Source organism: Asanoa sp. WMMD1127 (assembly GCF_029626225.1).
In the GTDB taxonomy this organism is placed as follows: domain Bacteria; phylum Actinomycetota; class Actinomycetes; order Mycobacteriales; family Micromonosporaceae; genus Asanoa.
In genome coordinates, this window is sequence record NZ_JARUBP010000001.1 from 1,189,649 (window position 1) to 1,206,164 (window position 16,516).

At 72.0% G+C, this 16,516-nt stretch carries 17 protein-coding genes; 6 read left to right on the forward strand and 11 right to left on the reverse strand.

The window, feature by feature from the left end; translation table 11 throughout:
- The first annotated feature begins 5 nt into the window (after window positions 1–5).
- The 5 genes from O7635_RS05905 (at window position 6) to O7635_RS05925 (ending at window position 4,523) form a co-directional block, all read left to right on the forward strand.
- Window positions 6–1,310: a tetratricopeptide repeat protein gene (locus O7635_RS05905; RefSeq protein WP_278079396.1), complete on the forward strand. Its 1,305-nt coding sequence runs from the start codon at window positions 6–8 to the stop codon at window positions 1,308–1,310.
- Entirely contained in the window at window positions 1,307–2,653 is a 1,347-nt protein-coding gene (locus O7635_RS05910) for a sulfite exporter TauE/SafE family protein (RefSeq protein WP_278079397.1), read from the forward strand. Before O7635_RS05905 ends, O7635_RS05910 begins: the two co-directional genes overlap by 4 nt.
- A 77-nt stretch (window positions 2,654–2,730) precedes the next feature.
- Entirely contained in the window at window positions 2,731–3,345 is a 615-nt protein-coding gene (gene sigK, locus O7635_RS05915) for an ECF RNA polymerase sigma factor SigK (protein ID WP_278079398.1), read from the forward strand.
- Entirely contained in the window at window positions 3,342–4,064 is a 723-nt protein-coding gene (locus tag O7635_RS05920; RefSeq protein ID WP_278079399.1) for an anti-sigma factor, read from the forward strand. Before sigK ends, O7635_RS05920 begins: the two co-directional genes overlap by 4 nt.
- A gap of 27 nt (window positions 4,065–4,091) precedes the next feature.
- Window positions 4,092–4,523 (forward strand): HAD family acid phosphatase, encoded by a 432-nt coding sequence (locus tag O7635_RS05925; RefSeq protein WP_278079400.1) that lies wholly within the window; start codon window positions 4,092–4,094, stop codon window positions 4,521–4,523.
- A 154-nt stretch (window positions 4,524–4,677) separates the two neighbouring features.
- On the opposite strand, the gene O7635_RS05930 is transcribed toward O7635_RS05925, so the two are convergent.
- From O7635_RS05930 to O7635_RS05955, 6 genes are all read right to left on the reverse strand, one after another.
- Window positions 4,678–5,091, reverse strand: a complete 414-nt coding sequence (locus O7635_RS05930; protein WP_278079401.1) for a hypothetical protein — start codon at window positions 5,089–5,091, stop codon at window positions 4,678–4,680.
- Window positions 5,092–5,643: 552 nt separating this feature from the next.
- Entirely contained in the window at window positions 5,644–6,954 is a 1,311-nt protein-coding gene (hisD, locus tag O7635_RS05935; RefSeq protein WP_278079402.1) for a histidinol dehydrogenase, read from the reverse strand.
- A gap of 21 nt (window positions 6,955–6,975) precedes the next feature.
- A complete protein-coding gene (locus O7635_RS05940; protein WP_278079403.1) occupies window positions 6,976–7,809 on the reverse strand; it encodes a PIG-L deacetylase family protein in 834 nt (277 codons plus the stop codon).
- A gap of 58 nt (window positions 7,810–7,867) precedes the next feature.
- A complete protein-coding gene (locus O7635_RS05945) occupies window positions 7,868–8,956 on the reverse strand; it encodes an alanine racemase (RefSeq protein WP_278079404.1) in 1,089 nt (362 codons plus the stop codon).
- Window positions 8,953–9,786 (reverse strand): amidohydrolase family protein, encoded by an 834-nt coding sequence (locus O7635_RS05950; RefSeq protein WP_278079405.1) that lies wholly within the window; start codon window positions 9,784–9,786, stop codon window positions 8,953–8,955. Before O7635_RS05950 ends, O7635_RS05945 begins: the two co-directional genes overlap by 4 nt.
- Complete coding sequence (locus O7635_RS05955) at window positions 9,783–11,354, reverse strand: D-aminoacylase (protein WP_278079406.1); 1,572 nt, start codon at window positions 11,352–11,354, stop codon at window positions 9,783–9,785. The genes O7635_RS05950 and O7635_RS05955 overlap by 4 nt, the downstream gene beginning before the upstream one ends.
- A gap of 34 nt (window positions 11,355–11,388) precedes the next feature.
- Here O7635_RS05955 and O7635_RS05960 point away from each other — a divergent pair, with 34 nt between their 5' ends.
- Entirely contained in the window at window positions 11,389–11,766 is a 378-nt protein-coding gene (locus tag O7635_RS05960; RefSeq protein ID WP_278079407.1) for a RidA family protein, read from the forward strand.
- 8 nt (window positions 11,767–11,774) lie between these two features.
- Here the strand turns inward: O7635_RS05960 and O7635_RS05965 are convergent, their stop codons facing one another.
- The 5 genes from O7635_RS05965 to O7635_RS05985 are packed head-to-tail and all read right to left on the reverse strand — an operon-like array spanning window position 11,775 to window position 16,495.
- Window positions 11,775–12,626, reverse strand: a complete 852-nt coding sequence (locus O7635_RS05965; RefSeq protein ID WP_278079408.1) for an IclR family transcriptional regulator — start codon at window positions 12,624–12,626, stop codon at window positions 11,775–11,777.
- An 11-nt stretch (window positions 12,627–12,637) separates the two neighbouring features.
- The gene (locus O7635_RS05970) at window positions 12,638–13,633 is read right to left on the reverse strand and encodes an oligopeptide/dipeptide ABC transporter ATP-binding protein (RefSeq protein WP_278079409.1); all 996 of its coding nucleotides are present in this window, start codon (window positions 13,631–13,633) and stop codon (window positions 12,638–12,640) included.
- A complete protein-coding gene (locus O7635_RS05975; RefSeq protein WP_278079410.1) occupies window positions 13,630–14,664 on the reverse strand; it encodes an ABC transporter ATP-binding protein in 1,035 nt (344 codons plus the stop codon). Before O7635_RS05975 ends, O7635_RS05970 begins: the two co-directional genes overlap by 4 nt.
- Entirely contained in the window at window positions 14,661–15,539 is an 879-nt protein-coding gene (locus O7635_RS05980) for an ABC transporter permease (RefSeq protein WP_278079411.1), read from the reverse strand. The genes O7635_RS05975 and O7635_RS05980 overlap by 4 nt, the downstream gene beginning before the upstream one ends.
- Window positions 15,536–16,495 (reverse strand): ABC transporter permease, encoded by a 960-nt coding sequence (locus O7635_RS05985; RefSeq protein WP_278079412.1) that lies wholly within the window; start codon window positions 16,493–16,495, stop codon window positions 15,536–15,538. The genes O7635_RS05980 and O7635_RS05985 overlap by 4 nt, the downstream gene beginning before the upstream one ends.
- Window positions 16,496–16,516: the final 21 nt, after the last annotated feature.

The following is a 16,516-nucleotide window of genomic DNA, read 5'->3' on the forward strand; positions in this document are numbered from 1 at the left end:
CCGACATGCGTCATCCTCTTCGGACACTCGCGGTGGTCGCCGTCGCCACCGTCGCGCTGCTCGGCCTCGGCGCGGTGGTGGGCTTCCGATCACCCGCTCAGGCGCCGCAGCCCGCGGCCGTCCAGGTCATGCCGGACCGGCTGGCCCCCGCCATCACCCGTGCCCAGGACCGGCTGCGCGCGCTGCCACGGGACCACGGAACGTGGGCCGCGCTCGGGCTCGCGTACGTCGAGCAGGCCCGGGTGACCGCCGACCCCAGCCTCTATCCCAAGGCGGAAGGCGCGCTGGAGCGGTCGTTGGCGGTGCGGCCCAAGGAGAACTCCGCCGCGCTGGTCGGCATGGGCGCCCTGGCCAACGCCCGTCACGAGTTCGCGGCCGCCCGGCGGTTCGCGACCGACGCGCTGCGGGCCAACCCCTACGACGCCGACGCGTACGCGGTGCTGGCCGACGCGCACACCCAGCTCGGCGAGCCCGCGGCGGCGACGAGCGCGATCCAGCGGATGCTCGACCTGCGACCCGGGCTTGCCGCGTACGCCCGCGCCTCCTATGACCTCGAACAGCGCGGCCAGGTGGCCGAGGCGACCGCGCTGATGCGGCGGGCACTGGACGCCGCCGCCGACCCGGCCGACATCGCGTTCTGCCGCAACCAGCTCGGCGACCTCGCCTGGTCCGCCGGCGACGTGCCGGGTGCGGCGGCCGAGTACGCGGCCGGCGTCGAGGCCGATCCGTCCTATCTGGCGCTGCTGCGTGGCCGCGCCCGGGTCGCCGCCGCCCGCGGTGACCTGGCCGCCGCGGTCACCGACGCCGGCACGGTCGCCGCCCGCACGCCGACGCCCGACACCCTGCTCGAGTACGCCGCACTGCTCCGGCTCGCCGCTCGGCCCACCGAAGCGGAGCGGCAGCTGGCCCTGGCCGAGGCGGCGCACACGCTGTTCGTCGCCAACGGCGGGCGCGACGACCTGACCGGCGCGCAGCTCGCTCTGGCCCGGGGCGACGCCGCGACCGCGGTGCGGCTGGCGACGGCGGAATGGCGGCGACGGCCGTTCGCGGACGTGGCCGACGTGCTGGGCTGGTCGCTGCACACGGCCGGCCGGGACGACGAGGCGCTGCCGCTGCTGCGGAAGGCGGTCGCCGCGTCGCCACGGCACGCCGGTTACGCGTACCACCTCGGAATGACGCTCCTGTCGACCGGTGACGTGGCCGGCGCACGGGAGGCGCTCCGCCGGGTGCGCACGGCCAACCCCTATTTCTCGCCCATCGACGGGCCGACGGCGGCCCGGGCACTGTCCGCATTGGAGGCGTTGTCGTGAGACGGGCACTGGTTGTGTTGGGTCTGGCCCTGTGCGGGTTCCTCGTGCTGCCGGTCGCGCCGGCCGCCGCGCATCCGTTGGGCAACTTCTCGGTCAACCGGTACGCCGGGCTGACGCTGCATCCCTACCGGGTCGACGCGGTCGTGGTGGCCGACGTGGCCGAGCTGCCGACGCTGCAGGATCCGGCGCCGTCGTGCGCTGAGGCTGCCGGGGCGCTGACGGTCTCCGTGGCCCGCAGCCGTCTGGAGTGGACCGTTGACTCATCGTCTTTGGCGCTCACCGACGGGGCCGGCGGGTTGAAGACAAGCCGGCTCGAGTGCCGGCTGACCGCGCCGGCTGCGTTGGGTGCGGGTCCGGCGGCGGTCACTGTGGACAACGGCTTCCGGGCCGACCGGATCGGGTGGCGGGAGCTGGCGGCGACGGGCATCGGGGTGCGGCTCGACGGGTCCTCCGTGCCGGGGGCGACGATCAGTGACGAGTTGCGGCGGTACCCGGACGATCTGCTGTCGTCGCCGCCGGACGTACGCTCGGCGTCGTTCACCGCCGTGCCGGATCGCGCGGCCGCCGCGGCCGCCGCGGCGCCGGCACGCGCTTCGGGCGCCGGGTTGGCCGGGCCGCTGGCCGGTGCCGAGCGGTGGCTGGACTCGGTCGTCGGCGGCGCGCGACTCACCCCGCTCGTCGGGTTGCTGGCCGTGCTGCTGGCGCTGGTGCTCGGCGCGGCGCACGCGGCGCTGCCGGGGCACGGCAAGACGGTGATGGCGGCGTACCTGGCCGGCCGGGCCGGTCGGCCGCGCGACGCCGTGGCCGTGGGTGCGACGGTGACGCTGACGCACACCGGCGGGGTGATCGCGCTCGGGTTGTTGCTGACCACGTTTGCGGGCGTCGCCGGTGAGTCGGTGTTGGGCTGGCTCGGGGTGGCGAGCGGGGTGCTGGTGGCGGCGATCGGATTGGGCGCGCTGCTGTCGGCGCTGCGCCGGCGGCGGGCGCACCACCACGCGCATGCCCACGGGCATGAACACAGCCACGGCCCCGGTCGGTGGGGCATCGCGGGCCTCGGCGTCGCTGGCGGCCTGGTGCCCAGCCCGTCGGCGCTCGTCGTGCTGCTGGGCGCGATCGCGCTGGGCCGCACCGCGTTCGGGATCCTCCTGGTCTTCGCCTATGGCCTGGGGATGGCCGCCACCTTGACGGCCGCGGGCCTGTTGTTGATCCGGGTGCGGGACCGGTTCGCCGGCCGGCTGCGGTTGCTGGAGCGGTGGCGCCGGGCCTGGCCGCCGGCGACCGCCGCGCTGATCGTCGTCGTGGGGCTCGGCCTGGCCGGACGCGCGTTATCCACAATCGCCTGAACGGGGTGGCGACCATGACCGCGAGCGCGGAATCATTCCCCCGCAGGACGCACAACCGGCACCGGCGAGGAGGTCTCATGCGCGAGCACGGCGATCCGCCGCGCGACCGGCTGACCGCGGTCGAGACCCCGACCGACGAGCGGTCGGTGGCCGACCGGCTGCTGGTCGCGGTCGGCCGGGGCGACGAGGCGGCCTTCCGGCAGCTCTACGAGCTGGTCGCGGCCCGGGTGTTCGGGCTGGCCCGGCAGGTGCTGCGCGACCCGGCGCAGGCGGAAGAGGTGGCGCAGGAGGTGCTGGTCGAGGTGTGGCGCACGGCCGCGCGGTTCGAGCCGGCGCGCGGCTCGGCGACCGCGTGGGTGTTCACCATCGCGCACCGGCGGGCGGTCGACCGGGTGCGCTCCGAGCAGGCGGCCAGCGACCGCGTGCAGAAGGCGGGCTCGTGGTCGGCGCAGACGCCTTACGACGAGGTGTCGGGCGAGGTCGAGGAACGGCTCGAGCGGCAACAGGTGCGGCGCTGCCTCGACGACCTCACCTCGCTACAACGCGAGTCGATCACGCTGGCCTACTACGGCGGCCGAAGCTATCGCGAGGTGGCCCAGCTGCTCGACGTCAGCCTGCCCACCATCAAGACGCGCATGCGCGACGGCCTGATCCGCCTGCGCGACTGCCTGGGTGTGGAGGTGCCGACATGAGCGGCGAAGACGTGCACGCGCTGTCCGGCGCCTACGTGCTCGACGGGCTGACCGACATCGAGCGCGCCGCGTTCCGCCGCCACCTGGCCAGCTGCGCGACGTGCGCGATCGAGGTCGCCGAGCTCCAGGAGACGGCGGCCCGCCTGGCCGACGGCGCCTGGTCGGTTCCGCCGCCCGCACTCCGCGACAAGGTCTTCGCCGAAGTCTCCCGCACCCGCCAGGAGGCGCCGATCCCGGCCAAACCGGTCGCCCGCCCCCAACGCTCGCGCCGCCTGGTCACCGCGGCGGCGGCCGTGCTCCTGGCCGCGGCGGCCGCGACCGGCACGTTCGCGGTCCAGGAACGCCGCCTCGACGAGCAACGCGTCCAGGCCCAGGCCGAGTCGGCCCGCATCACCGAGGTCCTCGCCGCCCCCGACGCCGTGCTCCGCTCGGCCACCCTGACCAGCGGGGGCCGTCTGACCGCGGTCACCTCGGCCACGCGGGACGAGACCGTCCTGACCCTCACCGCCGACCGCCCGGCCGGCGCGGACCGCACCTACCAGCTGTGGATGCTCGACGGCACGACCGCCACCAACGCCGGCGTGCTCGCACCCGACGTCACGACCACCACCCAACTGATCTCGGGCACAGCGGCGGCGGACGGCTTCGCGGTGAGCATCGAACCCGCCGGCGGCTCCCCCACCCCCACCCAACCCGTCGGGCAGGTGACGGTGGCCTGAGACGTCTATTGCGCGATCATGCAGAGCATGACCGAACGCAGCCGCCCCCGCGCCGTGCTGGTCGACGTCGACGGCACGCTCGCCATCCGTGGCAAGCGCTCGCCCTACGACTGGACCCGCGTCGGCGAGGACCAGCCCAACCCCGCCGTGGTTGAGCTCGTCCAGACCATCGCCGCCGCGGGCCGCCACCGCATCGTCGTGATCTCCGGCCGCAAGGAACAGTCACGCCGCCAAACGGAGATGTGGCTCGACGCCCAGGGCATCGACTGGGTCGACCTCTACCTCCGCGCCGACCACGACGACCGCCCAGACCACCAGACGAAAGCGGACCTCTACCGCCGCTTCGTCGCACCCCGCTACGAGGTCGCCTTCGTCATCGACGACCGCGCCGCCGTCGTCCGCATGTGGCGCAACACCTTCCACCTGACGGTCTGCCAGGTAGCCGACGGAAACTTCTAAGACCGATCCGGACTCGGGTCCGCGACGGTCGCGACCGTCGCTCCCGCCAGACACCGCTCCGCTGCCACCCCCGCGCCCGGTCACCCTCACCCCAACCCGCACCGCTCGCAACCTCGAGGCCAGCCGGCCCCGCGAGGTCACCCTGGCGGGCAACTCAGCTCTCGGGCGTCCGCAACGACTCCCACGTCGCCACGAGCGCCGGATCGGGCGGGATCCTGACATCCTGCGGCCGGGTGACCGCGTCGTCCTGAGGGTCGTAGATCGTGAGTGCGTGCCACTGGGCGAGTTCGTCGATCAGGCTCAGCGCCGCGTCGCCGCACTGGGAATAGCTCAGCTGCATGCTGACGTGATCGATGCCCACATCCAGCGGCATCGACATCCACGGCGAGTCCTCGCCGTGGGGCGGCGAGTCGGGATACCGCGACCGCAGGCTCTCGTAGAAGCCAACGATCCGGTCATCCAACTCGCCTTCGACGTGGCTGCCGCTATGGCAACGCCGCACCATCGCACGCACCTGCTCGTCGGGCGCGTTGGGATCGATCGCCACCACCACAAGGCTGAAACTCACGAGCACATGCTCCCGGACCGGACCTCATCAGTCGAGGAGATCAGCACCACGCGAACCGCAAGGCCGCACTGGGTTCAAGGCCGGCCGCTGCGGTGAGGCCCCGCGTTCGTGGCCATGCATTCGGCACAACGACCCGCCCCGATCGCGCGGGCCGCTCGCTCCCGGCCTAGTGGATCAAATTCGGCGAAGCCAGCATGCAGTGGTACACCGGCGTCGGGGATGTCCGTGGCGACGCGGGACCCTACGCGTGCCGACCCACCAGGCCCGGTCGGCGGCGGTCGGCCCCGTCGGGCCCAGGACCGATACGCGCCGGCCTCCCCGGCGCCTTCGCGCCGCCGGAGCGACGACGTGCTTCGCCGGCGGTACACGCTTTGGCATGTGCGTACATGCGGAAGCATGTGCGGTCGACGGGAAGCACCCGCAAGCGGGAGCCGCGTTGATGTGCAACGGACAAGCAGGTGCGACGGCGCAGCCAGCGCCGCTTCAGCAGCGCGGGTTGGGAGCACCGGGTGCAGGGCACGAGAGTTCCCAGCCCCGCACCCGCAGTGCGAATCAAGAAGCGGTGGGTGCCCAGGGAAGGGGGTCGCCCGCGTACTTGTGGGCGCGGACGTCGCCGGAGCGGGCGTGGCCCTCGAAGAGTTCCACTCGGGCCGCTCGGCCGCACAGGCGGCCCAGGTCGACGCTTGCTTCGCGGTTGGTGACTTCCTGGTAGGTGACCGTTTTCAGGTACTTGCCGACCCACAGGCCGCCCGTGTAGCGGGCCGCGCCGCGTGTCGGCAGCGTGTGGTTCGTGCCGATGACCTTGTCGCCGTAGGAGACGCAGGTTTCCTCACCCAGGAACAGGGCGCCGTAGTTGCGCATCGCGGTCAGCGCGTCCCGCGGGGACGCGGTCAGGACCTGGACGTGTTCCGACGCGTACTCGTCGGCCAGCGCGAAAGCCTCCGCCAGGTCCGCGACCACCGCCACCTCGCCGTGGTCGCGCCAGGCCGGCGCCGCGAAGTCGCGGGTGGGCATGCCCGGCAGGATCTGCTCGATCAGGGCCATGACCTCGCGGGCCAGGGGCTCCGAGTCCGTGATCAGGATGGCGGGCGAGTCCGGACCGTGTTCGGCCTGGCTGAGCAGGTCGACCGCGACCACGAACGGGTCCGCGGCGCCGTCGGCGATCACGAGGATCTCGGTCGGGCCGGCGAACAGGTCGATGCCCACCTCACCGAAGAGCTGCCGCTTCGCCTCCGCCACGTAGGCGTTGCCCGGGCCGGCCAGCAGGTCGACCTTGCCGATGGTCTCCGTGCCGAGGGCCATCGCGGCCACCGCCTGGGTGCCGCCCAGCAGGTAGATCTCGTCGGCGCCGGCCAGGTGCAGCGCGGCGATCGTGGCCGCGGGGATCTCGCCGCGGATCGGGGGCGTGCAGGACGCCACCCGGGCGACGCCGGCCACCTTGGCGGTCACGACCGTCATGTGGGCCGACGCGACCAGCGGATAGCGGCCACCCGGCACATAGGCGCCGGCCGCCGACACCGGGATGTTCTTCTGGCCCAGGAACACGCCCGGGGACACCTCGGCCTCGAAGTCCCGCAGGGAGTCCTTCTGCCGCTGCGCGAAGTCGCGTACCCGGGCCTGCACGGTTTTGATGTCGGCGATCGCCTGCTCCGGCACGGTCGCGACGATCTGCTCGATCTCCGCGTCGCCGAGCCGGAACGACTCGGGCGACCAGTTGTCGAACTTCTCGGAGTACTCCCGGACCGCCGCGTCGCCGCGGGCGCGGAGGTCCGCGATCACGGCCGCGACCGTTTCGCGTACACCGCGGGATTGGGCGTCGTCGTGGGTCACCGGGGGTGCCGACTTGAGATAGCGCGCCGCCATGGCCACCAACCTCCAACAGATCTAGAGCGGGTACGTCGCCCGCAGGTCGAGCCGGCTGTACGTGATGTGCCGGGTCAGCACGTCCTCGCTGCGCGCCGCCTCGGTGACCGGCAGCAGCGTGTGCGTCTCGTTGTTCATGCGATAGAACGCCTCGGCGAAATTGACGCCCGCCACCCGGCCGTTCTCACCGTTGTTGGCCTCGATGAGCTTGCGCGCGAACAGGCCCGAGTAGCCCTGGCTGTCGAAGCAGTCCATCGCGGCGACCTTCTTGCCGACGACGTCGGTGATGTCGATGTAGACGTCGTTGCGCATGCCGTAGAGGCTCAGCCCGTCGCCGGCGATCACCGGCAGCGAGGTGAAGAAGACCTGCTTGACGTGGAACTCGGCGCGGTCGTCGAGGTTGCGCAGGAAGGCGCCGGCGCGACCGAGCGCCGCCAGCACCGTCACGGTGGCGACCGTGTGCATGTTGGCGGCCGCCACCGGGTTGACCGGGTAGTCGCAGATCACCACGTCCGGCCGCTCGATCGCGAGTTGTTCGGCGACCTGGTCGACCACGTCCTCGCGGAGGGCCGCGTAGTTGTCGTCGAGGTCCAGCGTGATCACCTTCGAGATGCCGATGATCTCGGCGGCCCGCTCCAGCTCGCCCTTCTTGTGGGCGACGATGTCGTCCAGAGCGGCGTCGGTGATCGACGCGTCCGGCTGGTCCTTGCGCCACTCCTCCGCGTAGCGGTTGGCGTGGATGCGCCCGCCGTGCGTGAGGATCAGCGCGACCACCTCGTCACCCGCGGCCGCGTGCCGGGCCAGGGTGCCGCCGCAGTTCGTGATCGTGTCCGCCGGATGGGCGTAGATGGTCATGACCTTCATGGTTGTCCAGCGAACGTGAAACGCCGTTCCATGTCAATAAGGAGCGAGGTCAGTAGCGGGCGGAGATTTCCCACCGCTCGACCGCCACGTCGCCGCGCACCGCGTACAGGTGGCTCCACATGTTGGTCGTGCCGCAGGCATGGTTGGGCACCAGCCGCACCAGGTCGCCCACCGCCAGCGGGACCTCGCCGCCGTCGGACAGGAACCCGTGCTCCTCGTTGGCTTCCGGGAACGTGACGTCCGCCCGGTCGAGCACCACGCCCACGCCACCGGCCGCGGCGATCGTGTCGGAGCTCATCGCCTTGATGCCGGCGTCGATGATCGGCCTACCGGCCCGCTGCACGGACGCCACGCGGGCCAGCACCGTCTGCGCGCACTGGTCCAGCGAGCAGCTGCCGAGCCGCGTCTGGTTGCCGTCGAAGTAGACGTAGGTGCCCGGTCGGCCCTCGGTGATGCCGGGCACGAACGGCGCCGAGGTCGCGCCCGGCGTCGACCCGACCGAGACGACCTCGACCGGCAGTCCGGCGGCCCGCAGCGCATCGGCGACCGACACCAGCAGCGTCCCGGCCGCCGCGCCGGCCTGCTCCAGGTCCGGTCGCGAGGCCAGCACCGAGATGTGTCCCTCGTGGGTCAGCACTCCGCGCAGCCGCAGGCCGGGCAGCGCCGCGATCGCGGTGGCCGTCGCGACGGCCGACGCCGGCTCGACGCCGAGCCGGGCGTGCCCGGTGTTGATCTCCAGCACGAACGGCACGGTGACCCCGGCCGTCACGGCCGCCGCCGACAGCGGCCGCGCGGCCTCCACCGAGTCGAGCGACACGGTCAGCCCGCCGCCGTGCTGCGCGATCGAGTCGACCACGAACGCCACCTTGCGGGGCCCGATCGGGATGTGCGCCCAGAGCAGGTCGCCGACGCCGCGCGACTGCAGCCAGGCCACCTCGGCGGCGGTCGAGCAGGTGAAGCCGATCGCGCCCGCGTCGAGCTGCCGGCGGGCGACCTCCCAGCACTTGGAGGTCTTGATGTGGGGGCGCAGCGCGACGCCCGCAGCCGCGAACGCCCCGGCCATCGCGGCGATGTTGCGCTCGAGCCGGTCGAGGTCGACCAGCAGCGCCGGGGTCGGCAGCGCGGACAGCGGGATCATGCGAGCCCCAGTGCTTCGCGCGGGTCGCCGTCGAGCAGCCACTCGATGGTCTCCGGCTTGATCGCCGGCAGTCCCGACGGACGCATCGACGCCAGCGACCGCAGACCGGCCACCGCCTCGCCCGGCGTCCACATCGGATAGTCGGAGCCGAACAGGAGCTTCGAGGTGACGCCCCACTCCTGGGCCCGGACGAGCGCCATGAACCCGTCGAGCGGCCGGGCCCACGAGGCCGACACGTCGCCGAAGACGTTGCGGGCCTTCCGCAGCACGACGATCGTCTCGCGCTGCCACGGGTGGCCGAGGTGGGCGATGATCTGCTTGAGGTCGGGGTGGCGGCGGGCCACGTCGTCGACCAGCAGCGGGTTGGTCAGCTCCAGGCGGCCCTCCGGACTGGGCGTGGTGCCCATGTGCCAGAGCACGATCAGCCCGGCCTCGGTCGCCGCCCGGAAGAACGGGTCGTGCGCCTCGTCGCGCGGGTCGAAGTGGGCCAGCACCGGGTAGAGCTTGATGCCGCGCAGCCCGCGCGCGATGCCGTCGGCCAACTGATCCAGCACGTCGGCGTCGGACAGGTCGAGCGCCATGAAGCCGATCGTGTTGGTCGAGGTCTGCGCGCAGAACTGCTCGACGTACTCGTTGGGTGTGATCACGCCGGCCCGGGTGGCTCGCATGCCGAACACGAACGCCAGGTCGACGCCGGCCGCGGCCATCGCCTCGTCGTACTGCTCGGGCGTGCGGTCCGCGTACTCGTGGCCGTAGACGGGCTGCCAGTTGCGATGCCACTCGCAACCCCAGTGTTCGGCCAGATGGCAATGGGTGTGTACGTCGATCATGTCGAGCCCTTCAGGATCAAACCAGCGCGTGCGCCGGTGTGTGCTCCCCCGTCGATGGTGACCACGCCGTTGACCAGCACCAGGTCGATGCCGGCGGCGAACTGGTGCGGCGCCGTGAAGGTGGCCCGGTCGGCCAGCCGGTCCGGGTCGAAGACCACCACGTCGGCCGGGGCGCCTGGGCGGAGCACGCCGCGGTCGCGCAGCCCGACCCGGGCCGCCGGGGCCGACGTGCAGCGCCGCACCGCGTCCGGCAGGTCGGTGGCGTACTGCCGGAGATAGCGCGGAAACGTGCCGTAGCTGCGGGGATGCGGGACGCCCGCGCCGGTCGCGCCGCCCGGGTCGAGCGCGAGCCCGTCGGAGGCCACCACGGCCGCCGGGTGGCCGAGCACCGCGCGCAGATCGTCCTCGCTGCGACCGCCGGCCGTCATCAGCACCCCGTTGCCGAGCTCCGCCAGCAGGTCGAGCGTGATCTCGGCGCCGTCGACGCCGGCCGTCTCCGCGAGCCCGGCAATCGTCCGCCCCACCACCGGGTCCGGCACGGGCCGGTTGGTCCAGCTCAGCGTCAGCTCGTCCCAGCCCGTCGGCCGGTCGACCCAGGCCGCCCGCACCTCGGCCCGCACCGACGGGTCGCGCAGCCGCGGCGCCCAGACCAGCGGGCCGCCCTCCTGGATGTGCGCGGGGAGCAGCTGCGAGAGCGGCGCGTTGCCGTGCAGGTAGGGATAGATGTCGACGCCGATGTCGCAGCCGTCGGCGTTGGCCTCGTCGACCAGGTCGAGCGCCCGCCGCACCGCGCCCCAGTTGCGCCGGCCGACGGCGGCCAGATGCGAGATCTGCGTACGCACGCCCGTTTCCCGAGCGACCCCCACCGCCTGGGCGACCGAGTCCAGCAGGTCGTCGTCGTAGTTCCGCACGTGCCAGGTGAAGACCCGATCCCGCGCGGCCACCACCGAAGCCAGTGCGAGCAGTTCGGCGTCGCGCACGTAGGGCAGCGGCGCGTAGACGAGCCCGGTGGAGAGCCCGACCGCGCCGGCGTCGAGCGCCGCGCCGAGCAGCCCGCACATCCGGTCGATCTCGTCCGGGCCGGCCGGTTGGTCGCCGAAGCCCACCACGGACGCGTGCAGCGCCAGATGACCGACCAGCGTCGCCACGTTGAGGCCGGGGCCCGCCGCGCCGAGCACGGCCAGATAGCCCGCGAGATCCGGCCACGACCAGTCGACCGCGGGATCCAGGTCGAGATAGGCGACCGCCTGCCGGATCGGTTCGAGCGCCGCGCCCGGCGCCACCGGCCCGACGCCCAGGCCGCAGTTGCCGACCACCTCGGTGGTCACGCCCTGGTGCACCTTGCTCAGCCCGCGCGGGTCCGACAGCAGCGTCAGGTCGGAGTGGGTGTGGATGTCGACGAAACCCGGGCACACGACGAGCCCCGTGACGTCGTGCACCACCGGCGCCGAGAAGCCGGAACCGATGGCCACGATCCGCCCCGAGCGCATCAGGACGTCGGCCTCGATGCCCGGCCGGCCCGAGCCGTCGATCACCAGCCCGCCGGAAAGCAGCAGCTCCTCAGCCATGGGCAACCCACATGGAATGTGGTTCCATGTGCCAATGATCGAGAGGTTCCACCCCGAAGGGGTCCCCGCACCCGTAGTCCCGCTGTCGACCGCCACCAAGGCCGGCGACTTCGTCTTCGTCTCCGGCCAGGTGGCGACGGACGCCGAGAACAAGGTTTACATCGGCGACTTCACCCGCGAGGTCGACGGCGCACTGGACAATGTGGAGGCCGCCCTGGCCGCCGCCGGCGCGCGCCCCGACCAGATCGTGAAGATCGGCGCGTTCCTGTCCAACGCGATCCTGTTCGCGCCGTTCAACGAGGTCTACCGTCGCCGCTTCCCGGAGGCGCCGCCGGCCCGCACCACGGTGGTGGTCGCCTTCGGCCACCCCGACGTGCGCGTCGAGATCGAGGCGATCGCCTACGTGGGTTAGGGCCTGACTCATGAGCGACCGGCGACCCGGAGGGAACGGTGCACGATGCGCAGCGCCGTGACGAAGTCCGGGTCGTCGGTCACGGCCTTGGCCACCTCGTCGAGGGCCGCGACGTAGGCGTGCTGCCGGGCCGTGCTGAACTCGCCCGCCGGCCCGGACACGCTGACCGCGGCGAGGCAGTCGCCGTCGACCCGCACCGGCACCGCCACGCACCGCAGGCCCACGCTGCGCTCGTTGTCGTCGAGCGCGAACCCCCGCCGGGACACCTTCTTGAGGTCCTTGCGCAGGTCGGCCAGGGTGACCAGGGTGTTCTCGGTAAACGCGGGGAACGGCTCGGCCGGCACCGCCGCGGGCAGTTGCGCGTCGGGCAGCTCCGAGAGCAGCACCTTGCCCAGCCCCGTGGCGTAGGTGTGGTCGCGGGCGCCGAGCGCCGTGGTGAACCGCAGCGGCCGGTCCGGCTCGGCCACGCAGATGTGCAGCACCTGGTCGCCGTCGAGCACGCCCAGGTTGGCCGTCTGCCCGGTGCTGGCCGCGACGGGCTGGAGGTAGCGCTCGGCGACCACCGTCAGGTCCAGCGTGGACACGTACGCCGCCGCCAGCCGCTGGACCTTGTGCCCGAGCCGGTAGGACGGACGGTCGTCGACGCGGACCAAATATTCCATCTCGGACAGCACCGCCAGCAGGCGCACCAGCGTGCTCTTGGGCAACGCCGTCGACTCGCTAAACTCGGTGAGCGTCAACGGCTCCGGGGCCGCGGCCAGCATCTCCAGCAGCGCGAGGCCGCGGGCGAGCGCGTTGGCGTGGTAGTTCGCCGACGCCGGCTTGGCGTCGTCGACGGAGGTGCGGGGTGCTCTCGGCATTGTGGACTCTCCTACGCGCCGCCGACGGTGGCTGGAACCTCGGGGAAGTGGCATGCGCTCGGATGCCCGACGCCGATCCGGTCGATCAACGCGGGCGCTTCCTGCGCGCACACATCCTGAGCCTTCCAGCACCGGGTGCGGAACCGACAACCGGACGGTGGGTTACTCGGACTGGGTACGTCTCCGGCCAGCGTGATCCGCTCACGCTCGTCCCGTCCGGTCGGGTCCGGCACCGGGATCGCCGACAGCAGCGCCTGGGTGTAGGGGTGGGTGGGCGCGGTGAAGATGTCGGCCCGGGTGCCGGTTTCCACGATGGAACCCAGGTACATCACCGCGACCCGGTGCGAGATGTGCCGCACCACCGACAGGTTGTGCGAGATGAACACGTACGCGAGCCCGAGCCGGTCCTGCAGCCCACGGAGCTGGTTGATGACCTGGGCCTGCACCGAGACGTCCAGCGCGCTGACCGGCTCGTCGAGCACCAGCAGCCGCGGGTCCAGGGCGAGCGCCCGGGCCAGCCCGATGCGCTGCCGCTGCCCGCCCGAGAACTCGTGCGAGTAGCGCCGGGAGTGCTCCGGCCGCAGCCCGACCAGCTCCAGTAGCTCGCGGACCCGGTCGGCGCCCCCGTCGGCGTAGCGGCCCTGCACCCGCAACGGCTCGGCGACGATCTCCTGGACGGTCATCCGCGGCGACAGCGACGCGTAGGGGTCCTGGAACATGATCTGGATCGCCCGCCGCTTGGCCCGCAGTTCGCGCTGTGACAGCGTGGCCAGGTCGGCGCCCTCGAACATGATCTTCCCGGCGGTCGGCTCGAGCAGCCGGACCAGCAACCGCCCGGTCGTCGACTTGCCGCAGCCGGACTCACCGACCAGGCTCAGCGTCTCGCCGGTGTCCAGCTCGAGGTCGACACCGTCGACGGCCCGGATCTCGCCGACCTGCCGCCGGAACACGCCGCGCCGGATCGGGAAGTGCTTGCTGAGCCCTTCGACCTTGAGCAGGTTCGTCATGAGGTCACCGCCAGCTCCTCGTGGAAATGACAGGCGCTCCGCCGGCCTCCACCGATCTCGAACAACGGCGGCCGGTCGGTCTCGCAGACCTCCCGTGCCATCGGGCACCGGGGATGGAACGCGCACCCGGCCGGCGGATCGGCCATATTGGGCGGGTTGCCGGGGATCGGGTCGAGCTGGTCGACGTCGACGTCCATCCGCGGCAGGCTGGCCAACAGCCCCTTCGTGTAGGGGTGCCGCGGCTCCGCGAACAGCTCCCCGACGCCCGCGGTCTCGACGACCCGGCCGGCGTACATGACCACCACGCGGTCGGCCAGCTCGGCCACGATGCCCAGGTCGTGGGTGATCAGGATGGTCGCCGCCCCGGTCTCCGCCTGCGCCTTCTTGAGCAGCGCGAGCACCTGGGCCTGGATCGTCACGTCGAGCGCCGTGGTCGGCTCGTCCGCGATGATCAGATCCGGGTCGTTGGCGATCGCCATCGCGATCATCGCGCGCTGGCGCATGCCGCCGGAGAACTCGTGTGGGTACTGCTTGACCCGCTGCGCCGGGTCGGGCACGCCGACCAGCCGGAGCAGCTCGATCGCCCGTTGCCACGCGGCCTTCTTGTCGGGCTTGCGCTGGTGCAGCACCACCGCTTCGGCCACCTGCGCCCCGACCGACATCACCGGGTTCAGGGCGGTCATCGGGTCCTGGAAGATCATCCCGACCGGACCACCGCGGATCTTGCGAAGTTCCGAGGCGGAGAGCGTACGCAGGTCGGTGTCCCGGAAAGCGATCGCGTCGGCCTTGACCGTCGCCGCCTTGCCGAGCAGCCGCAGCACGGACATCGCGGTCACGGTCTTGCCCGACCCGGATTCGCCGACGATCGCGACGATCTCACCCGGCGCCACCGCCAGACTGACGTCGGTAACGGCGTGCACGACCCCGTCCGCGGTGCGGAACTCCACGCTCAACCCGTCAATGCGAAGCAACGGTCCGTTGCTGACGCTTTCCGCATAGGAACGGCCCGTTCCTAACGTCTGGCCGCTCATGACGCCGACCTCGGGTCGACCGCGTCGCGCAGGCCGTCGCCGATGAAGTTGACGGCCAGCACCGTCAGCGCCACCGCGATGCCCGGCGACAGCCAGAGCCACGGCTCGCTGCGGATCACCGTCAGGCTCTGCGCGTCGGTGAGCATGTTGCCCCAGCTCGCCGCCGGCGGCTGCACGCCCAGGCCGAGGAACGACAGCGTGGCCTCCAGGGCGATCGCCTGCGCGACCGCGAGCGTGGCGACGACGCTGACCGGGGGCAGCGCTGCCGGGATGATGTGCTTGCGCATCAACCACAGTGGACCGGCGCCGGTGGCCCGGGAGGCGAGCACGAACTCCTGCTCGCGCAGGGAGAGCGTGACACCGCGAACGATCCGGCCGCAGACCGGCCACTGGAAGAGCCCGATCGCGATCACCATGGTCAGCACGCTGGGGCCGAGGATGCCGGCCACCACGACGATGACGACGAGCGACGGGAACGACAGGAACACGTCGGCCAGCCGCATCACCAGCCCGTCGACCCAGCCGCCGAGCAGGCCCGCGATCGCGCCGAGCAGCGTGCCGACGACCACCGCGATGGCGGCCGAGGCGATGCCGACGCCGAGCGAGATCCGGCCGGCGAAGAGCAGGCGGGACAGCACGTCGCGGCCGGTCGAGTCGGTGCCCAGCAGGTGGTCGCCGGACGGGCCGGAGCGGGCGTTGAGCAGGTCGATCGCGTTGGGGTCGTGGCCGGACAGCGGCCGCGCGAAGATGGCGGCGAGCACGACCAGCAGGATGAACACGATGCTGACCAGCGCCGCGGGATGCTTGCGGAAGCGGCGCAGGGCGGCCGCGGCCGGTGAGCGCCCGGCCGGCGCCGCGACCGTGGTTGCGGTCATCGCAGCCTCACTCTCGGGTCGACGACGGTGTAGAGCACGTCGGCGAGCAGGTTCGACGCCAGCACCAGGATCGCGATCAGCAGGGCGAACCCGACGATCACCGAATAGTCGTGCTGGTTGACCGAGCTGACCGCGAGCTGGCCCATGCCCGGCCAGGCGAAGACCTGCTCGATGACCACCGCGCCGGCGAGCAGCTGCGGCAGGTTGGTGGCGATGACGGTGAGCACGGGGATCAGCGAGTTGCGGAACGCGTGGCGGAGCACGACCCGGCGCGGCGGGGCGCCCTTGGCGTTGGCGGTGCGCACGTAGTCGGCGTTCAACTCGGTGATCATGCTGCTGCGCACGTACCGCATGAATGGTCCGGAGTTGCCGAAGCCGAGGATGACGGCCGGCAGCACGAGATGGTGCAGGGTGTTCAGCAGGCTCGGGTTGGTCGGATCGGAGATGCCCGACGACGGGAACCACTGGAACTTCAGCGTGAACACGTAGATCACGATGAGCGCCACGAAGAACACCGGAATGGAGACGGAGCCCAGGCTGACCACGGTCGCGCCGTAGTCGAGCCACGAGTTGCGCCGGCGGGCGGCCAGGATGCCGAGCGGGAACGCGATCAGCAGCGAGATCAGCAGGCCGACGCCCATCAGCTCGACGGTCGGACCGACCCGCTCGCCCAGCACCTCGGTGACCGGACGCCCGTTGAGCAGCGAGTAGCCGAGGTCGCCCTGCAGCGCGTTGGTCAGCCAGTGCCAGTACTGCACCGGCAGCGACTGGTCGAGACCCAGCTCCGCGCGCTTCTGCGCGATGAACTCGGCGCTGCCGGAGTTCAGCTGGTCGGCCGGGATCTGCATGGCGATCGGGTCACCCGGCGTCTTGTGGACGAGAGCGAAGATCGCGATGGTGATCAGGAAGAACACCAGCACGTTGATCGACAGTCGCCGGACCAGGAAAGCGGCCAACGCCAACCCTCCTCTCGAACT

Coding starts and splice junctions, on each gene's coding strand:
- O7635_RS05905 (WP_278079396.1), top strand. CDS start 6: ATGCGTCATCCTCTTCGGACACTCGCGGTGGTCGCCGTCGCCACCGTC.
- sigK (WP_278079398.1), top strand. CDS start 2,731: ATGCGCGAGCACGGCGATCCGCCGCGCGACCGGCTGACCGCGGTCGAG.
- O7635_RS05920 (WP_278079399.1), top strand. CDS start 3,342: ATGAGCGGCGAAGACGTGCACGCGCTGTCCGGCGCCTACGTGCTCGAC.
- O7635_RS05925 (WP_278079400.1), top strand. CDS start 4,092: ATGACCGAACGCAGCCGCCCCCGCGCCGTGCTGGTCGACGTCGACGGC.
- hisD (WP_278079402.1), bottom strand. CDS start 6,954: ATGGCGGCGCGCTATCTCAAGTCGGCACCCCCGGTGACCCACGACGAC.
- O7635_RS05940 (WP_278079403.1), bottom strand. CDS start 7,809: ATGACCATCTACGCCCATCCGGCGGACACGATCACGAACTGCGGCGGC.
- O7635_RS05945 (WP_278079404.1), bottom strand. CDS start 8,956: ATGATCCCGCTGTCCGCGCTGCCGACCCCGGCGCTGCTGGTCGACCTC.
- O7635_RS05950 (WP_278079405.1), bottom strand. CDS start 9,786: ATGATCGACGTACACACCCATTGCCATCTGGCCGAACACTGGGGTTGC.
- O7635_RS05955 (WP_278079406.1), bottom strand. CDS start 11,354: ATGGCTGAGGAGCTGCTGCTTTCCGGCGGGCTGGTGATCGACGGCTCG.
- O7635_RS05960 (WP_278079407.1), top strand. CDS start 11,389: ATGATCGAGAGGTTCCACCCCGAAGGGGTCCCCGCACCCGTAGTCCCG.
- O7635_RS05965 (WP_278079408.1), bottom strand. CDS start 12,626: ATGCCGAGAGCACCCCGCACCTCCGTCGACGACGCCAAGCCGGCGTCG.
- O7635_RS05970 (WP_278079409.1), bottom strand. CDS start 13,633: ATGACGAACCTGCTCAAGGTCGAAGGGCTCAGCAAGCACTTCCCGATC.
- O7635_RS05975 (WP_278079410.1), bottom strand. CDS start 14,664: ATGAGCGGCCAGACGTTAGGAACGGGCCGTTCCTATGCGGAAAGCGTC.
- O7635_RS05980 (WP_278079411.1), bottom strand. CDS start 15,539: ATGACCGCAACCACGGTCGCGGCGCCGGCCGGGCGCTCACCGGCCGCG.